23 protein-coding genes are annotated in these 23,472 nt (G+C 61.7%); 8 read left to right on the top strand and 15 right to left on the bottom strand.

What is annotated here, in order from left to right; all coding sequences use genetic code 11:
• Positions 1 to 20: 20 nt before the first annotated feature.
• Complete coding sequence (locus tag IB262_RS06180) at positions 21 to 503, bottom strand: SRPBCC domain-containing protein (protein ID WP_060604160.1); 483 nt, start codon at positions 501 to 503, stop codon at positions 21 to 23.
• Between the two features lie 50 nt (positions 504 to 553).
• Here IB262_RS06180 and IB262_RS06185 point away from each other — a divergent pair, with 50 nt between their 5' ends.
• The 3 genes from IB262_RS06185 (at position 554) to rkpK (ending at position 3,454) form a co-directional block, all read left to right on the top strand.
• Entirely contained in the window at positions 554 to 877 is a 324-nt protein-coding gene (locus tag IB262_RS06185; protein ID WP_034804089.1) for a metalloregulator ArsR/SmtB family transcription factor, read from the top strand.
• Positions 878 to 954: 77 nt separating this feature from the next.
• A complete protein-coding gene (locus tag IB262_RS06190; protein ID WP_112975738.1) occupies positions 955 to 1,971 on the top strand; it encodes an NAD-dependent epimerase in 1,017 nt (338 codons plus the stop codon).
• Between the two features lie 169 nt (positions 1,972 to 2,140).
• Positions 2,141 to 3,454, top strand: a complete 1,314-nt coding sequence (gene rkpK / locus IB262_RS06195; protein ID WP_060522103.1) for a UDP-glucose 6-dehydrogenase — start codon at positions 2,141 to 2,143, stop codon at positions 3,452 to 3,454.
• 33 nt (positions 3,455 to 3,487) lie between these two features.
• Here the strand turns inward: rkpK and IB262_RS06200 are convergent, their stop codons facing one another.
• The 4 genes from IB262_RS06200 to IB262_RS06215 all read right to left on the bottom strand — a co-directional run bounded on the left by IB262_RS06200 (position 3,488) and on the right by IB262_RS06215 (position 9,073).
• Entirely contained in the window at positions 3,488 to 3,805 is a 318-nt protein-coding gene (locus tag IB262_RS06200) for a hypothetical protein (RefSeq protein WP_034804097.1), read from the bottom strand.
• Between the two features lie 195 nt (positions 3,806 to 4,000).
• Positions 4,001 to 6,310: a Tex family protein gene (locus tag IB262_RS06205; RefSeq protein WP_192493479.1), complete on the bottom strand. Its 2,310-nt coding sequence runs from the start codon at positions 6,308 to 6,310 to the stop codon at positions 4,001 to 4,003.
• A 140-nt stretch (positions 6,311 to 6,450) separates the two neighbouring features.
• The gene (locus tag IB262_RS06210) at positions 6,451 to 7,758 is read right to left on the bottom strand and encodes a cyclopropane-fatty-acyl-phospholipid synthase family protein (protein ID WP_112975740.1); all 1,308 of its coding nucleotides are present in this window, start codon (positions 7,756 to 7,758) and stop codon (positions 6,451 to 6,453) included.
• Positions 7,759 to 8,074: 316 nt separating this feature from the next.
• Entirely contained in the window at positions 8,075 to 9,073 is a 999-nt protein-coding gene (locus IB262_RS06215; protein ID WP_034804100.1) for a glutathione S-transferase family protein, read from the bottom strand.
• 179 nt (positions 9,074 to 9,252) lie between these two features.
• On the opposite strand from IB262_RS06215, the gene IB262_RS06220 reads away from it, so the two are divergent.
• Positions 9,253 to 10,242, top strand: coding sequence for a glycerophosphodiester phosphodiesterase family protein (locus IB262_RS06220; RefSeq protein WP_112975741.1), 990 nt, complete (start codon positions 9,253 to 9,255; stop codon positions 10,240 to 10,242).
• Positions 10,243 to 10,344: 102 nt separating this feature from the next.
• Entirely contained in the window at positions 10,345 to 10,773 is a 429-nt protein-coding gene (gene arsC, locus IB262_RS06225) for an arsenate reductase (glutaredoxin) (protein WP_112975762.1), read from the top strand.
• A 75-nt stretch (positions 10,774 to 10,848) separates the two neighbouring features.
• On the opposite strand, the gene era is transcribed toward arsC, so the two are convergent.
• From era to rpoZ, 8 genes are all read right to left on the bottom strand, one after another.
• Positions 10,849 to 11,778 (bottom strand): GTPase Era, encoded by a 930-nt coding sequence (gene era / locus IB262_RS06230; RefSeq protein WP_112975763.1) that lies wholly within the window; start codon positions 11,776 to 11,778, stop codon positions 10,849 to 10,851.
• Positions 11,779 to 11,786: 8 nt separating this feature from the next.
• A complete protein-coding gene (gene rnc, locus IB262_RS06235; RefSeq protein ID WP_034804107.1) occupies positions 11,787 to 12,506 on the bottom strand; it encodes a ribonuclease III in 720 nt (239 codons plus the stop codon).
• Positions 12,503 to 13,246, bottom strand: coding sequence for a signal peptidase I (lepB, locus tag IB262_RS06240; RefSeq protein WP_060522099.1), 744 nt, complete (start codon positions 13,244 to 13,246; stop codon positions 12,503 to 12,505). Before lepB ends, rnc begins: the two co-directional genes overlap by 4 nt.
• A gap of 160 nt (positions 13,247 to 13,406) precedes the next feature.
• Complete coding sequence (gene acpS, locus IB262_RS06245; RefSeq protein ID WP_060580956.1) at positions 13,407 to 13,826, bottom strand: holo-ACP synthase; 420 nt, start codon at positions 13,824 to 13,826, stop codon at positions 13,407 to 13,409.
• Entirely contained in the window at positions 13,823 to 14,377 is a 555-nt protein-coding gene (locus IB262_RS06250) for a DUF2062 domain-containing protein (protein ID WP_034804125.1), read from the bottom strand. The genes acpS and IB262_RS06250 overlap by 4 nt, the downstream gene beginning before the upstream one ends.
• A 187-nt stretch (positions 14,378 to 14,564) precedes the next feature.
• The gene (locus tag IB262_RS06255; protein WP_112975742.1) at positions 14,565 to 14,714 is read right to left on the bottom strand and encodes a DUF3563 family protein; all 150 of its coding nucleotides are present in this window, start codon (positions 14,712 to 14,714) and stop codon (positions 14,565 to 14,567) included.
• Between the two features lie 165 nt (positions 14,715 to 14,879).
• Positions 14,880 to 17,114 (bottom strand): bifunctional (p)ppGpp synthetase/guanosine-3',5'-bis(diphosphate) 3'-pyrophosphohydrolase, encoded by a 2,235-nt coding sequence (locus IB262_RS06260; RefSeq protein WP_034804141.1) that lies wholly within the window; start codon positions 17,112 to 17,114, stop codon positions 14,880 to 14,882.
• A 213-nt stretch (positions 17,115 to 17,327) separates the two neighbouring features.
• On the bottom strand, positions 17,328 to 17,735 hold the full coding sequence (gene rpoZ, locus IB262_RS06265) for a DNA-directed RNA polymerase subunit omega (protein ID WP_112975743.1): 408 nt from the start codon (positions 17,733 to 17,735) through the stop codon (positions 17,328 to 17,330).
• Between the two features lie 464 nt (positions 17,736 to 18,199).
• Between rpoZ and IB262_RS06270 the strand changes: the two genes are divergently transcribed.
• Positions 18,200 to 18,781 carry an NYN domain-containing protein gene (locus IB262_RS06270; protein WP_034804147.1) on the top strand — a complete coding sequence of 194 codons (582 nt, stop codon included), beginning with the start codon at positions 18,200 to 18,202 and terminating at the stop codon, positions 18,779 to 18,781.
• A gap of 192 nt (positions 18,782 to 18,973) precedes the next feature.
• Here the strand turns inward: IB262_RS06270 and smpB are convergent, their stop codons facing one another.
• Positions 18,974 to 19,453, bottom strand: coding sequence for an SsrA-binding protein SmpB (smpB, locus tag IB262_RS06275; protein WP_192493480.1), 480 nt, complete (start codon positions 19,451 to 19,453; stop codon positions 18,974 to 18,976).
• A complete protein-coding gene (dapA, locus tag IB262_RS06280; protein ID WP_060522097.1) occupies positions 19,453 to 20,337 on the bottom strand; it encodes a 4-hydroxy-tetrahydrodipicolinate synthase in 885 nt (294 codons plus the stop codon). Before dapA ends, smpB begins: the two co-directional genes overlap by 1 nt.
• 293 nt (positions 20,338 to 20,630) lie before the next feature.
• Between dapA and IB262_RS06285 the strand changes: the two genes are divergently transcribed.
• Entirely contained in the window at positions 20,631 to 22,700 is a 2,070-nt protein-coding gene (locus IB262_RS06285) for a lytic transglycosylase domain-containing protein (RefSeq protein WP_112975744.1), read from the top strand.
• A 109-nt stretch (positions 22,701 to 22,809) separates the two neighbouring features.
• The gene (locus IB262_RS06290; RefSeq protein WP_112975764.1) at positions 22,810 to 23,340 is read left to right on the top strand and encodes a BA14K family protein; all 531 of its coding nucleotides are present in this window, start codon (positions 22,810 to 22,812) and stop codon (positions 23,338 to 23,340) included.
• Positions 23,341 to 23,472 lie beyond the last annotated feature (132 nt).

The following is a 23,472-nucleotide window of genomic DNA, read 5'->3' on the forward strand; positions in this document are numbered from 1 at the left end:
CACTGCAGACGACCGGCCGGCTAGGCCTGTGGCTCGAGCGCCGGCTTGCCTGAGAGTTCGCTGAGGTAATAGCCGTCGCGCAGGTTAATGCCGTATTCGAGCCAGGCCTTCATACAGGCGAGCATCTGCGACCAGCCCTCGCAGTTGATGTAGGAACTCTTCTGCCCCTGCGCGTTCTCGCGCCAGCCGGTTTCGGCGATCGTCACCATCGTGGCGCCATCCTCCAGCGGCTGGAAGCGCATCTCCACACGGGTCTGGTAGGCATCCTCGCCCTCGGCGACCATGGCGCCCCAGCAAAAGACGATACGCTCGTTGGGCTCGACCACCTCCACCTGGATCGGCACCTCGCCCCACCAGGTCACGGTTGCGCCGGCCACCAGCGGCCCGCTGATGCCGCCGAGCGTCACGAAGTAGCGGCTGAGCTGGTCCGGATTGACGACCGCATCAAATACCTGGGCGACAGGGCGGCCGATCCGTCCGTTCACACGAAATTCAAAGGGCATGGCGTATTCCTCCTGTCGGGGCCAACAAGAGTATGTTATAGAAACATAACATGTCAACCGATTCGAAAGACGACCTGGTATTCAAGGCGCTCGCCAACGGGCTGCGCCGGCAGATGCTCGACGCCATGCGCCAGGAGCCGCAGACCACCGGCATGCTCTGCGAGCGCTTCAGCAATCTCGACCGCTGTACGGTCATGCAGCACCTGAAAGTCCTTGAGCAGGCCGAGCTCGTACTCGTCCGCCGCGAGGGGCGTGAACGCTGGAACCATCTGAACGCATTGCCGATCCAAGCGATCCATGATCGCTGGATCAGCCAGTATGCCGGCCATGCGATGTCGGTGCTGTCCGCCCTGCAACAGGACCTCGACCGGTAACCAGACCGATGGTTTCGGCTTTCAATCGATCGGCTTTCTTCGTATGAACGGCCGATACGTAAATTGGGGACATCGTCGTGCGCTACCTCATCACCGGCACCGCAGGCTTCATCGGCTTTCACCTCGCCAAGCGGCTGATCGACGAAGGGCATTTCGTTGTCGGCTTCGACGGGATGACCCCCTATTACGACGTTACGCTGAAAGAGAATCGGCACGCGATCCTCGCTCGCTCGAACGGCTTCAAGCCCGTCGTCGGCATGCTTGAGGACAGAGACGCGCTGCGCCGGGCGGCCGAGCTCGCCGAACCCGAAGTCATCATCCACCTCGCCGCCCAGGCGGGTGTGCGCTACAGCCTCGAGAACCCGAAGGCCTATGTGGATTCCAACCTGGTCGGCTCCTGGAACATGCTGGAACTGGCGCGGGAGCTTAACCCTAAGCACCTGATGCTGGCCTCGACCTCCTCGATCTACGGCGCCAACGAAAAAACCCCGTTTGCCGAAACCGACCGTGCCGACGAGCCGATGACGCTCTATGCCGCCACCAAGAAGTCGATGGAGCTGATGGCGCACAGCTATGCCCATCTCTACAAGGTGCCGACCACTGCCTTCCGCTTCTTCACGGTCTACGGCCCCTGGGGGCGGCCCGACATGGCGTTGTTCAAGTTCGTCGATGCCATCCACAAGGGACAGCCGATCGATATCTATGGCGAAGGCCGCATGAGCCGCGACTTCACCTATATCGACGACCTGGTCGAGGGCATTCTCCGGCTTTCCCATGTGGCGCCGGCGGAAGAAAACCGCGTGCCGGAGGAAAAGGCCGAGGACACGCTCTCGCGCCAGGGGCCTTTCCGCGTGGTCAATATCGGCGGCGGGCAGCCGGTCGAACTGATGACCTTCGTCGAAACGGTCGAGAAGGCGGTCGGCAAGCCGGCGGTGCGCAACATGCTGCCGATGCAGCAGGGCGATGTGCCCCGCACCTACGCCTCCCCCGACCTTCTCGAAGCGCTGACCAATTTCAAACCCTCGCTTTCTGTCGAAGAGGGCGTGGCGCGCTTCGCTGCCTGGTACAAGGATTACTACAACGCGAACCGGTGAGCCGCTCACCAGCTACTCCCCACGGATTATTCTGCTGGCGGGACGGCTTGCTTTAAGCGCAATCGAGCATAAATGGGTGTGAACCTGAGCGCATAAGCAATTGCAAAAATACGCAATTGCACGTTCTATGAACTGAGTTCGCTGTGGAACACAACAAGGGAAAGAGCCTATGAAAATCACGATGATCGGCGCCGGCTATGTTGGCCTTGTTTCCGGCGTGTGTTTTGCGGACTTCGGTCACGACGTCGTTTGTCTCGACAAGGATGAGAGCAAGATCGACGCCTTGATGCAGGGGCGCATTCCGATCTTCGAACCCGGCCTGGACCAGTTGGTGGCCAGCAACGTCGCTTCGGGCCGCCTTACCTTCACGACTGATCTCGTTGCCGCCGTCGCCGACAGCGATGTCATCTTCATTGCGGTCGGCACGCCGTCACGGCGCGGTGACGGCCATGCCGACCTTTCCTATGTGCATGCGGCTGCGCGCGAGATTGCCGAGAACCTCAAGGGGTTCACCGTGATCGTGACGAAATCGACCGTTCCGGTCGGCACCGGCGACGAGGTCGAGCGCATCATCCGCGAAACCAATCCGGACGCCGATTTCGCGGTCGTTTCCAACCCGGAATTCCTGCGCGAGGGTGCCGCGATCGAGGACTTCAAGCGGCCCGACCGCATCGTCATCGGCCTTTCGGGCGACGACGCGCGGGCGCGGGACGTGATGACCGAGGTCTATCGTCCGCTCTATCTCAACCAGTCGCCGCTGGTCTTCACCTCGCGCCGCACGTCCGAGCTGATCAAATATGCCGGCAATGCGTTCCTCGCGATGAAGATCACCTTCATCAACGAGATGGCGGATCTCTGCGAGCGGGTCGGTGCCAATGTGCAGGATGTCGCCCGCGGCATCGGCCTCGATGGCCGAATCGGCTCGAAATTCCTGCATGCCGGTCCAGGTTACGGCGGATCGTGCTTCCCGAAGGACACCCTGGCGCTGGTGAAGACCGCGCAGGATTATGACAGCCCGGTGCGACTGGTCGAGACGACGGTGGCCGTCAACGACAACCGCAAGCGGGCCATGGGCCGCAAGGTCATCGCAGCGGCCGGCGGGGACGTGCGCGGCCGCAAGATCGCGATCCTCGGCCTCACTTTCAAGCCCAACACCGACGACATGCGCGACAGCCCGGCGATCGTGGTCGTCCAGACGCTGCAGGACGCTGGCGCCCATGTCATCGGCTATGACCCGGAGGGCATGGAAAACGCGAAGAAGGTGATCGACGGGATCGACTACGCCAGCGACCCCTACGAGGCCGCCAACGAAGCCGATGCGCTGGTCATCGTTACCGAATGGAACGAGTTCCGGGCGCTTGATTTCCGCCGGCTCAAGACCGTGATGAAGACGCCCATTCTCGTCGACCTCAGGAACATTTACCGCGAGGACGAGGTGGTGAAGCACGGCTTCAGCTATTCGAGCGTCGGCCGGTCGCTCTGACAGGAGCGGCTGCGCCCGCTCAGCCCCAAGAAGCTAGGCTTTCGGTATCGGCAAGGGTGGCAGGGTTTCCCAGCTCTTGCCGGCGAGGATGACGCAGCTTCGCCCATTGACGTCGGTGACGATCAGCGTCCAGCTGCCGTTGTCGGCAGCGTAGATCTCCATGATCGCCTGCTGGTTGATCAGCGCGGTTGCCGCCTGCTTCTCTTGATATTGCCGCGTCAGAAACGCGATCACTTCGGACCGGTCGGCACAATTGACCGGAGCCTGGGAGATCGCGGGAACGGGACGCGCCGCCACGCCCGCCGCCAAGAGGGCGACCAATGCCAGGCCGCGGATCGCACTGCCCACCATCACCGAACTCCTTTCACCGGACGCCCGGCGAAGGAGTTTGCGTTGACCTTTCCGTCGCCGGCCGGCTGCGGCATGGGCACAATATGTCCGCGCCGCCCTGCAGTCAGTATGGTGGAAAGGCCAGATTATTACAATTAGCTAATTTATAGAGCATGCGGCCGGGGACGCCGGATGCGCCCGCGGCGAAGGCCTGCCCTATTTGCGCTTCATCGCTTCCATCAGCGCCGCACCGAAGGCGCCCTGAGCCGGTTGCTGCGGCTTCTGCTGGCGCGGCACGGGACCACGATTGTTGTTGCCGCCCGCCGCGCCCGACCGCGGCTCGCGGCCCGTCTCGGCGCCACCATCCTTGCGCATGGTGAGGCCGATCCGCTTGCGCGGAACATCGACCTCCGTGACACGAACGGTCACCACATCGCCGGCCTTTACCACCTCATGCGGATCCTTGACGAAGCGATCCGCGAGCTGGGACACATGCACGAGGCCGTCCTGGTGCACGCCGATGTCGACGAAGGCGCCGAAGGCGGCGACATTGGTCACGGTGCCCTCGAGCTGCATGCCGACCTTCAGGTCCTTGATGTCGTCGATACCGTCGGCGAAGGTTGCGGTCTTGAAGCTCGGGCGCGGGTCGCGACCGGGCTTTTCCAGTTCCGCAAGGATGTCCTTGACCGTTGGCAAGCCGAAGCGCTCGTCGACGAAAACCTTCGGATCGAGGCTCTTCAGCGCGACGCTGTCGCCCATCAGCGCACGTACGTCGCGACCACAGGCAGCAACAATTTTCTTGGCGACACCATAGGCCTCCGGGTGGACCGAGGAGGCGTCGAGCGGCTCTTTGCCGTTGGGAATGCGCAGGAAGCCCGCGCACTGCTCGAAGGTGCGTGCGCCGAGCCGTGGCACGTTCAACAGTTCCTTGCGGCTCGCAAACGGGCCGGTCGCATCGCGATGAGCGACGATCGCCTCGGCGGAGGATTTTCCGAGGCCTGAAACGCGCGCCAGCAGCGGCGCAGAAGCCGTGTTGACGTCGACACCGACGGCATTCACCGCGTCTTCCACCACCGCGTCCAGCGAACGGCTGAGCTTCGACTGGTCGACATCGTGCTGGTACTGGCCGACGCCGATTGACTTCGGCTCGATCTTCACGAGTTCAGCCAACGGATCCTGCAGGCGGCGGGCGATCGAGACCGCACCGCGCAGCGAAACGTCGAGGCCCGGGAATTCCAGGGCGGCGGTTTCGGAAGCCGAGTAAACCGAGGCGCCGGCTTCGGAAACGATGACCTTGGTCGGCTTCGGCGCCGGGAGCTGCGAGAGCATGTCGGCCACGAGCTTTTCGGTTTCGCGGCTGCCGGTGCCGTTGCCGATGGCGATCAGCTCCACCTTGTGCTTGCGAATGAGCGAAGCGAGTTCCGCCTGGGTGCCGCGGACATCGTTCTTCGGCGGAAACGGGTAGACGGTTGTGGTTTCGAGCAACTTGCCGGTGCCGTCGACGATGGCGACCTTGACGCCGGTGCGGATGCCCGGATCAAGCCCCATGGTCGCCCGCGATCCCGCAGGTGCGGCCAGCAGCAGATCCTTGAGGTTGCGGGCAAAGACGTGGATCGCCTCTTCCTCGGCGCGCTCACGCAGTTCGCGCATGAGATCGAGCGACAGCGACATGGAGAGCTTCACGCGCCAGGTCCAGCCGATCATCTCGGCAAGCCACTTGTCGCCCGGCAGGTGGCCACCGACATTGTAGGCGGCGGCGATCATGCGCTCGACCGGCTTGACCGGCGAGGTATCGTCCTGGTCGACGACGATATCGACGGACAGCACCTCTTCGTTCCAGCCGCGCAGCATGGCCAGCGCGCGATGGCCTGGCGTCGTCGCCCAGCGCTCGGAATGATCGAAGTAGTCGGAGAACTTGGCACCGGCCTCCTGCTTGCCGTCGACGACCTTGGCGCGCAGGAAGGCGGCCCCCTTCATGTGGTTGCGCAGGCGGCCGAGCAGATCGGAATTCTCCGTCATGCCTTCGGCGATGATATCGCGCGCACCATCGAGCGCCGTCTTCACATCGGCCACCTCTGCAGTCAGGAAGACCGCGGCGCGGTCGGCAGGCGCTATGGAGCGATCAGCAAGGATCGCTTCTGCCAGAGGCCCGAGGCCACGCTCGCGGGCGATTTCCGCCTTGGTGCGGCGCTTTGGCTTATAGGGCAGATAGATGTCTTCGAGTTCGGCCTTGGTTTCGACGGCGGCGATCTTGGCTTCGAGTTCGGCGGTCAGCTTGTCCTGGCCGCGGATCGATTCGAGGATCGATGCACGGCGCGCCTCGAGTTCGCGCAGATAGGTCAGCCGTTCCGAAAGCATACGCAGCTGCGTATCGTCGAGCCCGCCCGTCACTTCCTTGCGGTAACGCGCGATGAACGGCACCGTGGCGCCCTCGTCGAGCAGCTCGACCGCCGCAACGACCTGCGAAGGTGTCGCCTTGATTTCGCTGGCGATGATGGCGGCGATGGGTTTTGCAGGGCTGGCCATATGGGAATTCCGTCTTTGCTGTTTGATCGGCGACCATAAAGGCGCAGACCTTGAAGGCCAAGTGAAGGCCTTCGGCAGAAAACCGGAACTCCACAGAAGATGGATCGACCGCCCCGCTTTCAGGCGGGACGGCCGATGGTTCAACACGCCATGGCGGCAGGCTCGACATGCTCCTGCTCGGGCACGACGTCCCAGGTATTGACTGGCTCGAGCGGCGGCCGGCGCTTTTCGAACTCGATCAATTGCCGCTCCCTCTCCTCGATATAGCCGCGCGAGGCCGGGACGGCACCGAGAGACGGTGAGATCTGCAGCTGGAAGATGAAGTGCTTGTCGTAGAGGAAGGCCGTCTCAGACGCAGCCAGATAGAACTCCCACATGCGGAAGAACCGCTCGTCATAGAGCTTGATCGCCTCTTCGCGCCGGGCGACGAAACGCTCGCGCCAGGCTTTCAACGTCCAGGCATAGTGCATCGGCAGGATTTCGACATCCTTCACCAGCAGCCGCGTGCGCTCGACGGAAGGCAGGACCTCCGAAATCGCCGGGATATAGCCGCCGGGGAAGATGTACTTCTCGATCCACGGGTTGGTGGCCCAGGGCTTGTAGATCTGGCCGATCGAATGCAGCAGCATGACGCCGTCGGGCTTCAACAGCGCGTTCATCTTGTCGAAAAAGTTGCCGTAGTTGCCGATGCCGACATGCTCGAACATGCCGACCGAGACGATGCGGTCGAACTGCCGGCCCTGCAAAGTGCGGTAGTCCTGCAGTTCGAAGCGGACCCGATCGGAGAGCCCACGCCTGGCGGCACGATCACGCGAGACCTTCAGCTGCTCTTCGCTGAGCGTGATGCCGGTGACCTCAACGCCCGAGGATTCGGCCAGATACATGGCCATGCCGCCCCAGCCAGAGCCGACCTCCAGCACCTTCTGGCCCGGCTCCAGCAGGAGCTTTGCCGCGATATGCCGTTTTTTGGCGAGCTGCGCGGCATCGAGCGATATGCCCTGCGGTTGAAAATAGGCGCAGGAATATTGCCAGTCCTCGTCGAGAAACAGGTCGAAAAGCTTGCGATCAAGGTCGTAGTGATGGGCGACGTTGTGCCGGTTACGATTGACCGGGATTCGGCTCAGCAATTGCTGACGCAACACATGCCACAGGCCGGTCATCGTGTTGGTGGCATTGGCCGCGTTCTCGATGCCGTTTTCCTTGACGATCGAGAGCACATCAAAGATGTCGCCCTTCTCGATGACGACACGCCCGTCCATATACATTTCACCGAAACGAAGACCGGGATCACGAACGATCGCCGCCTCCGCATCCGCATCGATGATGCGGATTGATGCCGGCTTTCCGCTGCCGTCACCCAGGATCACTTTTTCACCGGAAGAAAATACAACCGTCAGGTTACCGTTGCGCACCAGACGGCGAAGCAATGTCAACAATGCTGCATTCATATCCCACCCCTACCAGAGCTTCCGAACGTGTCCTGGTGCATGAGAGATGCGAAGGGTCGGCTCTTTCGGGGCTTCAGGAGTGGTTGCGCGGGGCGCATCGGGAACAGGCGCCAGCGCGTCCGGAAGCGGCGAGAACCGGCACGGGCGTAGCCTCACGGGTATCCGGCGGGCACATCGCCGCGAATTCGTCAGGCAGCCGCCATCGGGCTCCTATCCATCAGAACTCAAATTAAGGTAGGAAGCTTCGATCGATTGACAATGGGTTCTTTATGGCCCCTCATAAATTTGTTTCCTTAGCAAATGCTGCGAAACAAACCTAGATTTCAGCGACACCTAGACCCGGCAGACGCGCGCGGTCATGGGGCCGGTCGAAATCGAGCAGCGGGCCTGCCGGAACGATGCGCGTCGGGTTGATGTGGACGATGCCATAGTAGCCGCGCTTGATATGGTCGATGCGTACGCTCTCGCGGATGCCTGGCCACTGGTAGATCTCGCGGAGGTAATTCGACAGCGCCGGATAATCCTCGATCCGGCGGATGTTGCATTTGAACGCTCCGTGATAGGCCGCGTCGAAGCGAACGAGGGTGACGAAGAGGCGGATGTCGGCCTCGGTCAGGTGCTCGCCGGCGAGGTAACGATTGTCCGCAAGGTGGGCCTCCAGTTCGTCGAGCATGCCAAAGAGGCTTGCCACCGCCTCGTCATAGGCGCCCTGGGTCTTGGCGAAGCCGGAGCGATAGACGCCGTTGTTGACACGCTCGTAAATCGGGCCGTTCCAGCGGTCGATCTCGGCACGCAGCGCCTCGGGGTAGAAGTCGAGCCGGTTGCCGGTGAGCCCATCGAAGGCCGAGTTCAAGATGCGGATGATATCGGCGGACTCGTTGTTGACGATCCGCCCTTCGCGCATGTCCCAGAGCACGGGAACAGAGACCTTACCGGTGTAGGTCGGATCGCTCGCCACATAGAGTTCGTGATGGAAGCGGATCTTGCCGACGCGCGCGCCGGCATCGACCGGCTCGTCATAGACCCAGCCATCTTCGCCCAGTTCCGGATTGGAAACGGTCAAGCCGACAATGTCCTGCAAACCCTTGAGATTGCGGAAGGCGATCGTACGCGAGGCCCAAGGGCAGAGATAGGAAACGAACAGGCGGAAGCGCCCGGCCTCGGCTGGCAGGGCCTCCTGCCCTTCCGGGCCCGGCCTGCCATCGGGCGTGATCCAGCGGTGAAACCGCGTCGGCTCGCGATGGAACGCGCCGCCCTTCATCTCGCTCGCCGCAACGTCGCCCTTGACCCATTTTCCCTCGACGAGCTGCGGCATCTCTTTCTCCTGGATCGCAAGTCTGTGACGGCTACCTCTCACGGGGCCCGGACCACGGTCAACCGCGCGCGCGGGTGACACATTGTTCGCAATCCGCGACACGCACGCACGCGATACGTGCAAAACAACATCGTCGCGCCACAATGTCGGGCAATCCCGATTCCCAGAGGAGAATCAGGATGAAGAAAGCGCTTGCCATTTTCGTGCTGTTTGTCGCGGTCGTGTGGTTGATGAACACATCGTTGTTCGTCGCGCCGCCGGCGGGCATCGCAAAACTGCTTGCCCACCGGGGCATGCATCAAACCTATCCGAAGGACAACGTCGGCAGGGACACGTGTACGGCAACGATCATCAGGACGCCGGAGCATCCCTATCTCGAAAACACGATCGCCTCGATGCAGGCCGCCTTCGACGCCGGCGCAGATGTCGTCGAACTCGACGTGCATCTGACGCCCGACAGACAGTTCGCCGTCTTCCACGACTGGACGCTCGATTGCCGGACCGAGGCCAAGGGCGTCACCGAGGAAACGCCGATGACGGCGCTGAAGTCTCTCGACATCGGCTATGGCTACACGGCCGACGGCGGCAAGACCTTCCCGTTCCGCGGCAAGGGCGTCGGCCAGATGCCGACGCTCGAGGAGGTGCTGGCCGCCCTGCCCGACCGCAAGTTCCTGATCAACTTCAAGAGCCGGCGCGCTGAGGAAGGCGCTGAACTCGCAACGCGTATCGACGCGCAACCGCAATGGCGGGAGGCCGTGTTCGGCGTCTATGGCGGCGAGGAGCCGACCCGCGAGACGCTGAAACGCCTGCAAGGGATGCGAGGCTACGACCGGACGTCGACGATGGCGTGCCTGACCCGTTATCTCGGCTACGGCTGGACCGGCCTGATGCCGGACGCGTGCAAGAACACGTTTGTGATCGTGCCCGGCAATTATGCCCCGTTTCTCTGGGGCTGGCCCGACCGTTTCGCTGCACGGATGAAGGCGGCCGGGAGCGAAATCATCCTGCTCGGTCCCTATGGCGGCGGCGATTTCACCACCGGCATCGACACGATGCAGGATCTGGAAATGGTACCGCCAGGGTTCTCCGGCTACATCTGGACCAACCGGATCGAGATGATCGGCCCGGCGCTCGCAAAGCGGCAGGTCGCTGACGCCGGTACGAACTGACACGGGCGGCCGACTTGCCTGCGGCAAGCTTCGACCCTATGGCTTTGAGCAACCGTGGAAGCTGGCCGCAGCGGCGGTCTCAACACCGCGGAAGGCAAGCGCATGAACGTCACGATCTACCACAACCTCGCCTGCGGCACCTCGCGCAACACGCTGGCGATGATCCGCAACGCCGGTATCGAGCCGACGGTGATCGAGTATCTGCAGGCGCCGCCGTCGCGGCAGGCGCTGGAAAAGATGATTGCCGATGCCGGCCTGACGGTGCGGGACGCACTCCGCGAGAAAGGCACGCCCTATGCGGAACTCGGGCTTGGCGAGCCCACGGTCAGCGACGAACGGCTGATCGACGCGATGATGGCCCACCCGATCCTCATCAACCGCCCCTTCGTGGTGACACCGATCGGAACGCGGCTCTGCCGTCCATCCGAACGGGTGCTCGACATCCTGCCGGACACGCACAAGGGCCCGTTCTCGAAGGAGGACGGCGAACCGGTTCTCGATGCAAAAGGAAAGCTGATAGCGGGCGCCTGAGGCCGCCTGCGTTTGATACGGCACCCGTTTCAACGGGTGCCGTAGAACATCACACCAAACGGTGTGCGTGCGGCCTTATCGCGGAAATTCCAGGCCCATTTCGCGGAAGCGCTCGGGGTCGTCGCCCCAGTTTTCGCGTACCTTGACGAACAGGAACAGGTGCACCGGCTGCTCAAGGATCTCGGAGATCTCCTTGCGCGATGCGGTCGAGATCGCCTTGATCGCATCGCCACCCTTGCCAAGCGCGATCTTCTTCTGGCTCTCGCGCTCGACATAGATCACCTGCTCGATGCGCACCGAGCCGTCCTTGCGCTCTTCCCACTTCTCGGTTTCGACATGCGAGGCATAGGGAAGTTCCTGGTGCAGCCGCAGGAAGAGCTTTTCGCGGGTGATTTCAGCGGCAAGCTGGCGCATCGGCAGATCGGAGATCTGGTCTTCCGGATAGTACCAGGGGCCTTCTGGCAGCGTCTCAGCCAGGTAATCCATCAGATCCGTGCAGCCCGAGCCGTTCAGCGCCGAGATCATGAAGGTGCGCTCGAACTTGATCGTCTCGTTGGCGGCAGCCGCCAGCTTCAAGAGGTCTTCGGGACGCACCTGGTCGATCTTGTTCAGCACCAGGATCTTCGGCTGGTGCACTTCCTTCAGCCCCTCAAGAATCGCTTCCGCATCGCCCTTCAGGCCGCGTTCGCTGTCGATCAGGAACATGATCACGTCCGCATCCTTGGCACCGCCCCAGGCGGTCGTGACCATGGCGCGGTCGAGCCGGCGGCGCGGCTTGAAGATGCCGGGCGTGTCCATGAAAACGATCTGGGCGTTGTCATGAATGGCAATGCCACGCACGATCGCGCGCGTCGTCTGCACCTTGTGGCTGACAATCGAAACCTTGGCGCCGACGAGGCGGTTGACCAGGGTCGACTTGCCTGCGTTGGTCGCTCCGATCATCGCCACGAAGCCCGAGTGGGTCGGCGCGCCTTCGGCGGCCGTATCTTTTTCAATGTCCGTCATGTTTTCCGTCAATTTCCGGCGGAACTCTTCCGCCACACGCCTTCGCGTTCCAACAATTTTGTCGCGGCCACCTGCTCGGCTCCGCGCTTGGATCTGTCCGTTCCGGTCTCCGGCGCGACACCCGTGACTTCGACGGTTACCGTGAAGCGGGGGTCATGGTCGGGGCCGGAGCGCTCATCCGTCCGGTAGGCCGGCGCGATGCCGAACTTGGCATGCGCCCATTCCTGCAATTCGGTCTTTGCATCGCGGCGAGCCCCATCGGCACGCACCGCGCGATCTTTCCAATGGCGCAGCACGAAGCCGCGGGCAGCTTCGAGACCGCCGTCGAGATAGATGGCGGCGATCAGCGACTCTACCACATCCGCCCGCACATTCATCATCGCCTTGCCGGTTATCTTCTTGACGTCCGAGCCTGTGCGGATGAATTGGTGCAGCTCCAGGTCGTCGGCGACCTTGGCGCAGCTTTCGGCGCTGACGAGCTGGTTCAGCCGGACCGAAAGCTCGCCCTCATTGGCATCGCGAAAGGTCTGGAACAGAAGCTCCGCCACGCAAAGCCCGAGCACCCGGTCACCCAGGAATTCGAGGCGCTGATAGTTGGAACCCTTGGCGCTTCGCGCGCTGGAATGGGTGAGCGCCCGATCAAGGCGCTCCTTCTCCGTGAACTGATAACCGATCACGGCCTCAAGCTTTACCCGATCCTCCGCGCCCAGCGACCGCGACTTCATCATTCGACCGCCTTGAACAGACGGTCGTACCGCAGGTTCGTCGGCCACTTCCACACTTCGCGGAACGACGTATCGTGACCGAGTGAGAAGAAGATCATGCTGGCGCGGCCGACGAGGTTTTCGGCAGGCACGAAGCCGACGTCGAAGCGGCTGTCAGCCGAGTTGTCGCGGTTGTCGCCCATCATGAAGTAATGGCCGGCGGGCACGATGAATTCGCGGGTATTGTCGCCGCGCGCATCCGGGAACTGGTCAAGCGTGTCATAGGAGACGCCATTGTCCATCGTTTCGCGGAAAACCGGAACGTCGCCGCCGGTGTCGTACTGGTCGTCGGCGCGGAAGCCGCCATCCGGCGTGCGCTCGACCGGCTTGTCGTTGATGTAGAGGATGCTGTTGCGCACCTGGATGCGGTCGCCCGGCAGGCCGACGAGGCGCTTGATGTAGTCGATATCCGGGTTCGGCGGGAAGCGGAAGACGACGATATCGCCGCGCTTCGGCTCACTTGCGAAGATGCGGCCGGAGAACAGATCGGGCGAAAGCGGCAGCGAGTACTTGGAGAAGCCGTAGGCGAACTTGTTGACGAAGATGTAGTCGCCAACCAGCAGCGTCGGCATCATCGAGCCGGACGGAATGGTGAAGGGCTGAAAGAGAACCGTACGGATGACCAAGGCCAGGAGCAATGCCTGGATGACGACCTTCACGTTCTCCCAGAGGCCGCTCTGCTTCGCTTCTGTCTTTTCTGCCACGCTACTGTGTTCCTTTATCATCGCAACGCCCGCGCGGGGCCTGCTCTCAACTTTTGTCCGTACTCTCGGTCCGGCTTTGGACTGCGCGCAATCCCGGTCTCATATGCTGCAAACCGCCGCCCCTTCAATCGGTCAGGGCCGGTTTTTCCAGCGGAATGCTCTAAACCGTTCCCTCAATCGGGGCAACGGGCAGCGCCTCGATAATCACGAAGGCCTGGGCCAGTGGAAAATCATCGGTAATCGTCAGATGAATGGCGGCGCGATGATGCGGCGGCAACATCTGCTCCAGACGCGCGGCGGCACCGCCGGTCAGGTTCATTGTCGGCTTGCCGCCCGGCAAATTGATGACGCCCATGTCCTTCCAGAAGACGCCCTGCGCGAGGCCTGTGCCGAGTGCCTTGGAACAGGCTTCCTTGGCAGCGAAGCGCTTGGCGTAGGATGCCGCGCGGTTCTTCCGCCCTTCGGACTTGGTGATCTCGATTTCGGTGAAACAGCGCTGAACGAAGCGCTCACCGAAGCGGGAAAGCGAGTTTTCGATCCGCCTGATATCGATCAGATCGCTGCCTATGCCTATGATCATGAAGAGGATCCGAGCTCTTTGGTGCGTGCCCGGCGGCGCTTTTGGAAGAGCCGGGCCGCCTGGTAGGCCGCAATGTAGGAAAGGACGGCGCCGCCTGCCGCGAGCGGCAATGAGCCGACCAGCATCGGCTTGAACACCGGACCCCAAAGGGCCGGAAGGTCGAGGTGCTCGACCATGCGCATGACGTCGGCCGAGCTCGCAGCGTGTGCGCTCTCGACGCCGAGGATTGCCGTCCCGAGTTCGTAGGACGCCGTCAGGATCATCGGGATCGTGACCGGATTGGCGAGCGCGGTCGTGATCGCCGCCGCCACGAGATTGCCCGAGAACAGGAAAGCGAGCGCAACCGCTATAAGGATGTGCAGACCGAAAAACGGCGTGAAGGACGAAGCGGCACCCGCCGCCACGCCGACGGCAATCGAATGCGGTGTCGATGAAAGGCGCAACACACGCAGCGTCACATAACGCAGGCCGCGTGCAAAACCCTTGCGCGGCCAAACGAGGGACCGCAGCCTTTCGGAAATCGTAACCGGTTTTCTGCGCCTGAATAACATATGCCGTCATGACCGCGTCTTGAAGCCGTCAGCCGGCACAAGACCGCGCGTCCGCCTGTTTTCTGGCCGCAAGATAGGCGTCCTGCCTGTCGCTTGCAACCCGCACAGGCGCCGCGCGCATGTCGCAGGCGAGCCATCCACCGAACGCATGGCTCGGCATCCCGCCAGAAGACGGGACGCAGCGGGCTTAGTAGTTACGGAACAGGCCGCGATCGATCTGGCGCTGGCGGTACTCGAGGTCGATACGGTCGACCGAGTTATTGAGATAGGCGAGCTCGCGCTCTTCCTGAGTGGGGACGCGCAGAGCGCGGGTGATCTTCTTCAACTGATTAAACATGGCAAACCTCTTTGGTTACCTCCCGACCGAGAAGATAGTTTAGAGGTCCCTGTTCCACCAGACACAGGAAATAGCGGCAGCCATGCGCTGATGGCATGGCTTGCCATTTCGCCCCGCGCAGGCTGCCTGTTTTGCAGGCATTTGCGCAAGGCGCGGCCAGTCGGCTCATTCGAACAGGCGCTTCACCATGGACACGCTCGGCAATTCCTTGAGCTGCGTGATCAGGTGGTTGAGCTGGCGCAGGTCCCAGACTTCGAGGTCGAACTGCAGTTCGCTGAAGTCCGCAGCCACGCGCCCCATCGACAAAGTCCGGATGTTGACGTCGCTGGTGGCGATCGCCTGGGCCACCTCGGCCAGCGTCCCCGGCTCGTTCAGGGCGCTGATCGCGATGCGGGCGATGAAGCGGCTGCTGTTGGCCTCGTCCAGATCCCAGCGCACGTCGATCCAGCGCTCCGGCTCGTCATCGAACTTCTGCAGGATCGGCGACTGGATCGGGTAGATGGTGATCCCCTTGTCCTTCTCCATGATGCCGACGATGCGGTCGCCCGGGATGGCCCCGGCCGGGCTGAAATGAACCTCGGCATTGCCCGAGAGACCGCGGATCGGCAGGGCCTCCGGCCCCTCGACCTGGGCGACACCGTTGGCATCCTTGCCGCGGCCCGGCAACTTGAACACCATGCCGGCGGCACTGCGCATGTTGAACCAGCCGTCGTCGGCACTGGGCTTCACCGTGACCCGCTCGTCCTGATGATCCGGGAAGACCGCACGCAGCACGTCGAGCGAGGAAAGCTCGCCACGGCCGACGGAGGCGATGGCGTCCTCGACTTCCTTCTGACCGAGCCGATGCAGCGCCGGCTTCAGCGCCTCGCGCGAAAAGCTCTTGCCGGCGCGCTCGAAGGTGCGCTCAAGAATGCGATAGCCGAGGCCGGCATATTGCTTGCGGATGGCCGCACGCGTCGCGCGGCGGATCGCCGAGCGGGCCTTGCCGGTAACGACGATTTCTTCCCAGGCCGGCGGCGGCACCTGGATGCCCGAGCGGATGATCTCCACTTCGTCGCCATTATTGAGGCGGGTGACCAGCGGCATGATACGGCCGTTGATCTTGGCGCCGACGCAGGTGTCACCAATATTTGTGTGAACGGCATAGGCAAAGTCGATTGGCGTCGCGCCGCGCGGCAGTGCGATCAACTGGCCCTTGGGCGTGAAGCAGAATACCTGATCCTGGAAAAGTTCGAGCTTGGTGTGCTCCAGGAACTCTTCCGGGTTGTCGCCTTCCGCGAGCGATTCGATCGTGCGCCGGAGCCAGGAATAGGCGTTCGACGTCGGCGACAGGGCCGCATCTGCCGACGCACCCTCCTTGCCCTCCCTGTCCTTGTAGAGCGAGTGCGCCGCGATACCGTATTCGGCGATGTCGTTCATGCGTCGGGTGCGGATCTGTAGCTCGATGCGCTGGCGGGACGGGCCGACGATGGTGGTGTGGATCGACTGGTAGTCGTTCTGCTTCGGTGTCGAGATGTAATCCTTGAAGCGGCCCGGGACGACGCGCCAGCGCGTATGGACGATGCCGAGCGCCCGGTAGCAGGACGGGATATCGTCGACGATGATGCGGAAGCCCCAGACGTCGGACAGCTGCTCGAAGGACAGCGACTTCGACTGCATCTTGCGGAAGACCGAATAGGGCTTCTTCTGCCGACCCTTCACCTGCGCCGCCTTCAGGCCCTCGGCCTGAAGCAGCTCGCGAAGCTCGTCCTCGATCTTCTTGATCAGGCCCTCGTTGCGCTCGGACAATTCCTCCAGCCGCCGGGTGACCGTTTCGAAGGCCTCGGGATTGATATGGCGGAACGAGAGGTTTTCGAGCTCCTCACGCATGTCTTGCATACCCATGCGGCCGGCGAGCGGCGCGTAGATATCCATGGTCTCTTCGGAGATGCGGGCGCGCTTTTCCGCCGACATGTGGTCGAGCGTGCGCATGTTGTGCAGCCGGTCGGCGAGCTTCACGAGCAAAACCCGCACATCGTCCGAAATGGCGAGCAGCAGCTTGCGCAGGTTCTCCGCCTGCTTGGCCTTCTTGGTGACGAGATCGAGCTTCTTGATCTTCGTCAGTCCTTCGACGAGCGCGCCGATATCCTCGCCGAAGAGATCGTCGATTTCCTGCCGTGTGGCCGTCGTGTCCTCGATCGTGTCGTGCAGAAGAGCAACGGCGATGGTCGACTCGTCGAGACGCATCTCGGTCAGGATCGCCGCCACCTCCAGAGGATGGGATATGTAGGGATCGCCGCTTGCCCGCTTCTGCTGGCCATGCTTCTGCATCGCATAGACGTAAGCCTTGTTGAGCAAGGCTTCATTGACGTCGGGCTTGTACTTCTGCACGCGCTCAACGAGCTCGTATTGGCGCATCATTCGCTGGCGATCCTCTAGATCATGATGATTTCAGGTCCCATCGACCTAAAATCATAAACGTGATCGTTCTCCTAATTTAGAGCGGGATGCGGGCGGAAAACCGCAAACACTTTCCTTTTCTCGCTCTAGAAGAAATCAATAAAAAAGTGCGCCAATCATACGAGTGGCGCACTGCTTTGAAAACACGTGGGAACGGGCGTTCCGCGACGGATCTCAGTAGTCGTCGCTCTTTTCCGGCGGCACCAGACCTTCGATACCGGCAAGCAGTTCTTCTTCCGACATGCGGTCGAAGGTGATGGCTTCCGGCTGATCTTCGTCTTCGGCGACTTCGGTAAACGTCGTCTCGGCATCGGCCTGAAGCAGCGAAGCCGGATCGGGCTCGGGCTCGTCCACTTCGACATGCTTCTGCAGCGAGTGGATCAGGTCTTCCTTGAGGTCGCCGGGAGACAGGGTCTCGTCTGCAATCTCGCGGAGCGCGACGACGGGGTTTTTGTCGTTGTCGCGATCGATGGTGATGGCGGCGCCCTGAGAAATCAGGCGCGCGCGGTGGCTGGCAAGCAGAACGAGTTCGAAACGGTTATCGACCTTGTCGATGCAATCTTCGACGGTGACGCGGGCCATTGCCTGTCCTTTTGGGCTCGAAGCGCGGCGGCATCGCCGCTGCACGGATTGACAACACGAAACCGGAGCAGTCGCCTGACGGCGCCTCATCGGGTCCGATTTCTGGAATTAAGCGCCCGGATACAATCAAAACAAGGCAAGTTCAAGTTTTTCCTTCAAGGGACGCTCACGTAACGTCACACTTCGTGATAAAATGCGATGCGAATGAGTTGGAGACGTCGCTCACACATTAAGGTTGCATTTTCTGGCCATAAATAAAGCCCCTGATGGAAAAAGCGACCCAGAGATGTGGACGATCTATAGCAACTGCTAAAACTAGCTATATTCGCGAGCGCGCGGCTGGAATAATGCAATACATAAGCTACATTATTTGCCATATCAGCAATTATTAATGTAATCGACTTACTTTTGCGCACCCGCCGGCAGGCGGCCTTTGATGCGCCGCGATTGAAAAAGGAAAGACGATGTTCGACCCCCGCGAAAAAATCGCACTCTTTATCGACGGCGCGAATCTTTATGCGGCATCGAAAAGCCTCGGCTTCGACATCGACTATCGTAAGCTCCTGAAAGCATTCCAGAAGCGCGGCTATCTGCTGCGCGCCTACTACTACACGGCCCTCATCGAGGATCAGGAATACTCTTCAATCCGCCCGCTCATCGATTGGCTAGACTATAACGGTTACAAGGTCGTGACGAAGCCGGCCAAGGAATTCACCGACTCGCTCGGCCGCCGCAAGATCAAGGGCAATATGGATATCGAACTGGCGATCGACGCCATGGAACAGTCCGAAACCGTCGATCACCTCGTCATCTTCTCCGGCGACGGCGATTTCACCACGCTGGTGGAAGCCCTGCAGCGCAGGGGGCGCAAGGTTTCTGTCGTTTCGACCATGTCGACGCAGCCGCCCATGATTGCCGACGACCTGCGCCGCCAGGCCGACCACTTTATCGATCTTGCGACGCTGCGTGCCGAAATCGGCCGCGAACCGTCCGAACGTACCCCGCGACACAACACCGAGCCGGTGGCCGATCCGGTCGAGATCTGAGGCGTTCATTCGAACGCAAGGCGCGTGATCGCGATTGCGCGAGCGCCGCTTGAACCACTCCGCGTCAACGACGTCGATCGTTGAGTTCTCTCAATAAATATCAAGAATTGCAGGCAGGGCTTTCAGCGCGCCGTGGCCGACAGCTGCGTTGCATCGGCCGTCTTTGGCGTATGCAACGCAAAGCGATTTTTCTTAGCCACGGTCTTTCAACAGGCGGCTTTTCTGCCGGTTCCAGTCGCGCTCTTTCGAGCTCTCCCGCTTGTCGTGCAGCTTCTTGCCCTTGCCGAGCGCCAGCTCCAACTTGGCGCGGCCGCGATCGTTGAAGTAGATCTTCAGCGGGATCAGCGACATGCCTTCGCGGTTGACGGCGCCCTGCAACCGGTTGACCTCGCGCTTCGACAGGAGCAGTTTCCGCCGCCGCCGCGTTTCATGATTGAAACGGTTCGCCTGCAGATATTCCGGCAGATAGGAGTTGATCAGCCAGATCTCGCCGCCCTCGTCCGTCGCATAGGATTCGGCAATGTTGGCCTTGCCTTCGCGCAACGACTTGACCTCGGTGCCGGTCAAAACCAGACCGGCCTCGTAGGTGTCGACGATCTCGTAGTTGAAGCGTGCCTTACGGTTTTCCGCCACAACCTTGTTGACCGTGCGCTGGCTTCCTTTGGGTGTCATCAGTTCATCAATCCTGCATGTCTGAGTGCTGCATCGATCGCAGCCTCGGTTGCCGGCTCGAGCGTCGGCAACAGCGGCGAGCGCACGGTGCGGCTCATACGGCCGAGGCGGTTCAGCGCATACTTGGCGCCGCAGAGACCCGGCTCCATGAAGATCGCCTTGTGCAACGGCATCAACTTGTCCTGATAGGCAAGCGCCTTGGCATAATCGCCGGCAAGCGTCGCTTGCTGGAACTCGGCGCAAAGGCGCGGCGCAACGTTCGCCGTGACCGAAATGCAACCAACACCGCCATGGGCGTTGAAGCCGAGCGCGGTTGCGTCTTCGCCCGAAAGCTGGACGAACTCCGGACCACAGGCCATGCGCTGCTCGGAGACGCGCTCGATCTTGCCGGTGGCATCCTTGACGCCGATGATGTTGGCGTAAGCCTTGCTGAGCGCCGCCATGGTCTCGACACTCATATCCACGACCGAGCGGCCGGGGATGTTGTAGATGACGATCGGCAGCTTCACGCTCTCGGCTATCGCGGCATAGTGCGCGAAGAGGCCCTTCTGCGTCGGCTTGTTGTAGTAGGGCGTAACCACGAGGATCGCATCGGCGCCAGCCTTTTCGGCGTGCTGTGCAAGCTCGATCGCTTCCGTCGTGTTGTTGGAGCCGGCGCCGGCGATAACAGGCACGCGCTTGGCAGCCGCTTCGATGCAGAGCTCGACCACCTTCTTGTGCTCATCATGTGAAAGGGTCGGAGACTCGCCGGTGGTGCCAACGGGCACCAGGCCATGGCTGCCTTCTTTTATCTGCCATTCCACATGCGCGACGAAACCATCCGCATCCACCGCGCCGGTGGCGGTGAATGGTGTTACGAGAGCGGGAATGGAACCCTTGAACATGCACAACTCCTGACGGCGTAAAAGCGAAGTCTGCACTCATGCTTTGGCCGTAATCGACGGTTAAAAAACTGCCGCACCATAATCATGTGAGGTGGCTGCGGCAAGCGTTGTAACACGGCATTTCACGCCGGTTTTCATGCAAAAGCTTGATGTTTGGCCTGCATAGTCACGACCGCCCAACCAGGGCGAGAGCGGGTTTGGCGCAATTGTTGCGATCGATACTGGCCGCCCGTCTTGTCATCGGGCAATCTGGCGGCGGATGAATGTTGGACACGGGGAACACGGGGTTCTTGATGCGCGGGTCAATATATCTGCCTGTCGCCGCCATCATCGGCGCGGCGGCGCTTCTGGCAGCGCCGGCGGGCAGCGCAGAAACCCTTGACCGCATACCGGTTCCGACACGCAAACCAACGTTTTCGGACAAGGTGGCGCCCACTGCCGCGAACGAAACCACGAATGCCATCGCGACGGCTGCCGGACCCGTCAGCAGCGATCTCAAGGCGGGGCTCGATGCTCTGTCCAACAAGCAGCCGGCCGCAGCGATTGCCGTACGCGACGCGATGCTCGAAGGCACGCTCGACCGGCACATATTGACCTGGGCGATCGCCGTTTCCGGCCAGCGGGGCGTACCTTCCTTTGAAATTGCCGATGCCCAACGGGAATTGCAGGGATGGCCGGGGCTGAAATCGCTGCGCGCCAACTCCGAACGAGCGCTCTATCGAGAGAACCCGCCGGCGGCCGATGTGCTCGCCGCTTTCGGCAACACGCAGCCGGAAACGACGGAAGGCGCCCTCATTCTTGCGCGTGCTCTCGTCGCCGCCGGAAAAGCCGACACAGCCGCCAAGAACCTGCGTGCGATCTGGCAACGCGACATGCTCGACAAGGACATCGAGACCAAGATCCTTGACGAGTTTTCCGGCCTCTTGACCACAGACAATCATCAGCGCCGCATGGTGCTACTTCTCTATCGCAACCGCGTCGAGCAGGCCGAACGCTTCGGCGACCTTGGAAAAGCTCAATCGCTTTATCGCGCCTGGGCGGCGGTCAGCCGTGGCAGCGACAAGGCGCCGGCCCTCATCGCAGCGGTCGATCCTACCTGGCGCAAGGACGCAGCCTATCTCTTCATTCAGATCGAGCACCTGCGCAAACAAAAGAAATACGAGGAAGCAGCAAAGCTCCTTGCGCGCATGCCCAAGGACAAGAGCGCCCTGGTCAACCCTGGCGAATGGTGGGTCGAGCAACGGGTCGTCAGCCGCGGGCTGCTCGACAGCGGCGATTTTCGAGGCGCCTATCGGATCGCCGCCGGCCATCTCGCGACCGAGGCGACCGATATTATCGACGCCGAGTTTCATGCCGGGTGGTATGCCCTGCGCGGCATGGAGGACCCGGCGACCGCAGCGAGTCACTTCCGCCGCATTCTGGATGTGTCGAGCCGTCCCCTCTCCGCTTCGCGCGCTTGGTACTGGCTCGGGCGCTCGGCCGAGGCCGGCGGACCGGGTGACGCCAACGGGTATTTCGCAAACGCAGCCCGCTATCCCGGAACATTCTACGGGCAACTCGCAGCCGCCCGGCTGGGTCGCAAGACGCTGAACGTCGCCTATCCGGCCCCGACGGCGGACGACCGATCGCGGTTCGAAAGCCGCGAGGCCGTGCGCGCCATCACGCGGCTCGAAGGCACAGGCCACACCTGGCGCGCCGACAGCATCTACCGGGCGCTTGCCGACGAACTGACGAGCCCCGGCGAGCTGGCGCTGCTTTCGGCCCGAGCGGAAAAAACCGGCAACCACCAGCTTTCCCTACAGGTCGGCAAGATTGCCTTTGGGCGCGGAATCGATGTTGCAGCGCTCGCGTTTCCCGTGGGCGTGATCCCGTCAAGCGCCAATATCGACGGCTCCGGCAAGGCACTCGCCTACGCCATCGCGCGTCAGGAAAGCGCCTTCAACCCGGGCGCCATCTCCACCGCCAACGCCCGCGGTCTGTTGCAGTTGATGCCGGGAACGGCCAAGGGCGTTGCCAGCCGCTACGGCCTTGCCTACTCGCAGGACCGGCTGACGAGCGACGCCGGCTACAACGCCACGCTCGGCGCCCACTATCTCGGCGAACAGATCAGCAGTTTCGGCGGCTCCTACATCCTCACCTTTATCGCCTACAATGCCGGCCCGCGCCGCGTTCCGGAATGGCTCGACCGCTACGGCGACCCGCGCGGCAAGCCGATCGACGAAGTCGTCGATTGGATCGAACGCATTCCGTTTCAGGAAACGCGAAACTATGTCCAACGGGTGATGGAGAACTATCAGGTCTACAAATCGAGGCTCGGGCAAAAAGCCGATATCGTCGAAGACCTGAGAATGGGACGGCAATAGCCGGCCTCAGCCGCGATCAAATAATTGTGATCAGCGTCAACGGCACAAACCGCGCCTTCAACCATTTCCTTTCTAAGGCCAGACTTTTCCGAAGGAAATGGTGAACGTTATGAAGACCTTGACAATCGTCGCCCTTTCGCTCGCGACCGCCTTGAGCAGCGTGCCGGCCGCCGGCGCGTTCCCGAGCGCTCCGCCAATCGTCTCCGGGACGACCAATGTCCAACAGGTTCAATTCTCCTACGAGCGCGGCGAAGAACGCAAGAGCCGATCCAGTTGCGCCGTTCCCTATTGCGAACTTCGTGGGCGACATGGCTATTATCGGGATCGCGACTACCGCGACGATAATCGCGGCGGGTATTACCGCGACAGATACTACCGCGATCGATATCGCCGCCACTATGACCACGACGACAACGACGTCGGGGCGGTGATCGGCGGACTGGCCGCAGGCGCGATCATCGGCGGTCTGTTGAGCCAACCGCGATATTACAACAGCCCGAGATACTACAACGGACCAAGAGCTGTCAGCGGCAATGCACACCAGCGTTGGTGCTATGCGCGCTATCGTTCCTATAGGGCCTGGGACAACAGCTATCAGCCCTATGGCGGCCCGCGCCGCCAATGTAGCTCGCCCTATTGAGCTAAGAATTTATTGAGTAGATCGCTGCCAACGCAAAGGGAAAAGCCACAACCGTTGGCCATCGCCCGCCACGGCTCGGGTCGCCGAACAGCTATGTCGGCTCGAGCAACTTGCCCTTCACCTTCAAACGGA

Origin of the sequence: Ensifer sp. ENS02 (genome assembly GCF_014851885.1) — a bacterium.
In the GTDB taxonomy this organism is placed as follows: Bacteria; Pseudomonadota; Alphaproteobacteria; order Rhizobiales; family Rhizobiaceae; genus Ensifer; species Ensifer adhaerens.

Excerpts from the sequence above, each read along its gene's own strand:
- acpS (WP_060580956.1), bottom strand. The coding sequence starts at position 13,826 with ATGATCATAGGCATAGGCAGCGATCTGATCGATATCAGGCGGATCGAA.
- IB262_RS06255 (WP_112975742.1), bottom strand. The coding sequence starts at position 14,714 with ATGTTTAATCAGTTGAAGAAGATCACCCGCGCTCTGCGCGTCCCCACT.
- IB262_RS06205 (WP_192493479.1), bottom strand. The coding sequence starts at position 6,310 with ATGGCCAGCCCTGCAAAACCCATCGCCGCCATCATCGCCAGCGAAATC.
- IB262_RS06180 (WP_060604160.1), bottom strand. The coding sequence starts at position 503 with ATGCCCTTTGAATTTCGTGTGAACGGACGGATCGGCCGCCCTGTCGCC.
- arsC (WP_112975762.1), top strand. The coding sequence starts at position 10,345 with ATGAACGTCACGATCTACCACAACCTCGCCTGCGGCACCTCGCGCAAC.
- IB262_RS06215 (WP_034804100.1), bottom strand. The coding sequence starts at position 9,073 with ATGCCGCAGCTCGTCGAGGGAAAATGGGTCAAGGGCGACGTTGCGGCG.
- IB262_RS06260 (WP_034804141.1), bottom strand. The coding sequence starts at position 17,114 with ATGATGCGCCAATACGAGCTCGTTGAGCGCGTGCAGAAGTACAAGCCC.
- IB262_RS06220 (WP_112975741.1), top strand. The coding sequence starts at position 9,253 with ATGAAGAAAGCGCTTGCCATTTTCGTGCTGTTTGTCGCGGTCGTGTGG.
- IB262_RS06270 (WP_034804147.1), top strand. The coding sequence starts at position 18,200 with ATGTTCGACCCCCGCGAAAAAATCGCACTCTTTATCGACGGCGCGAAT.
- rpoZ (WP_112975743.1), bottom strand. The coding sequence starts at position 17,735 with ATGGCCCGCGTCACCGTCGAAGATTGCATCGACAAGGTCGATAACCGT.
- IB262_RS06250 (WP_034804125.1), bottom strand. The coding sequence starts at position 14,377 with ATGTTATTCAGGCGCAGAAAACCGGTTACGATTTCCGAAAGGCTGCGG.
- IB262_RS06200 (WP_034804097.1), bottom strand. The coding sequence starts at position 3,805 with ATGGTGGGCAGTGCGATCCGCGGCCTGGCATTGGTCGCCCTCTTGGCG.
- rnc (WP_034804107.1), bottom strand. The coding sequence starts at position 12,506 with ATGATGAAGTCGCGGTCGCTGGGCGCGGAGGATCGGGTAAAGCTTGAG.
- IB262_RS06210 (WP_112975740.1), bottom strand. The coding sequence starts at position 7,758 with ATGAATGCAGCATTGTTGACATTGCTTCGCCGTCTGGTGCGCAACGGT.
- rkpK (WP_060522103.1), top strand. The coding sequence starts at position 2,141 with ATGAAAATCACGATGATCGGCGCCGGCTATGTTGGCCTTGTTTCCGGC.
- IB262_RS06290 (WP_112975764.1), top strand. The coding sequence starts at position 22,810 with ATGAAGACCTTGACAATCGTCGCCCTTTCGCTCGCGACCGCCTTGAGC.
- IB262_RS06285 (WP_112975744.1), top strand. The coding sequence starts at position 20,631 with ATGCGCGGGTCAATATATCTGCCTGTCGCCGCCATCATCGGCGCGGCG.
- smpB (WP_192493480.1), bottom strand. The coding sequence starts at position 19,453 with ATGACACCCAAAGGAAGCCAGCGCACGGTCAACAAGGTTGTGGCGGAA.
- era (WP_112975763.1), bottom strand. The coding sequence starts at position 11,778 with ATGACGGACATTGAAAAAGATACGGCCGCCGAAGGCGCGCCGACCCAC.
- IB262_RS06185 (WP_034804089.1), top strand. The coding sequence starts at position 554 with ATGTCAACCGATTCGAAAGACGACCTGGTATTCAAGGCGCTCGCCAAC.
- dapA (WP_060522097.1), bottom strand. The coding sequence starts at position 20,337 with ATGTTCAAGGGTTCCATTCCCGCTCTCGTAACACCATTCACCGCCACC.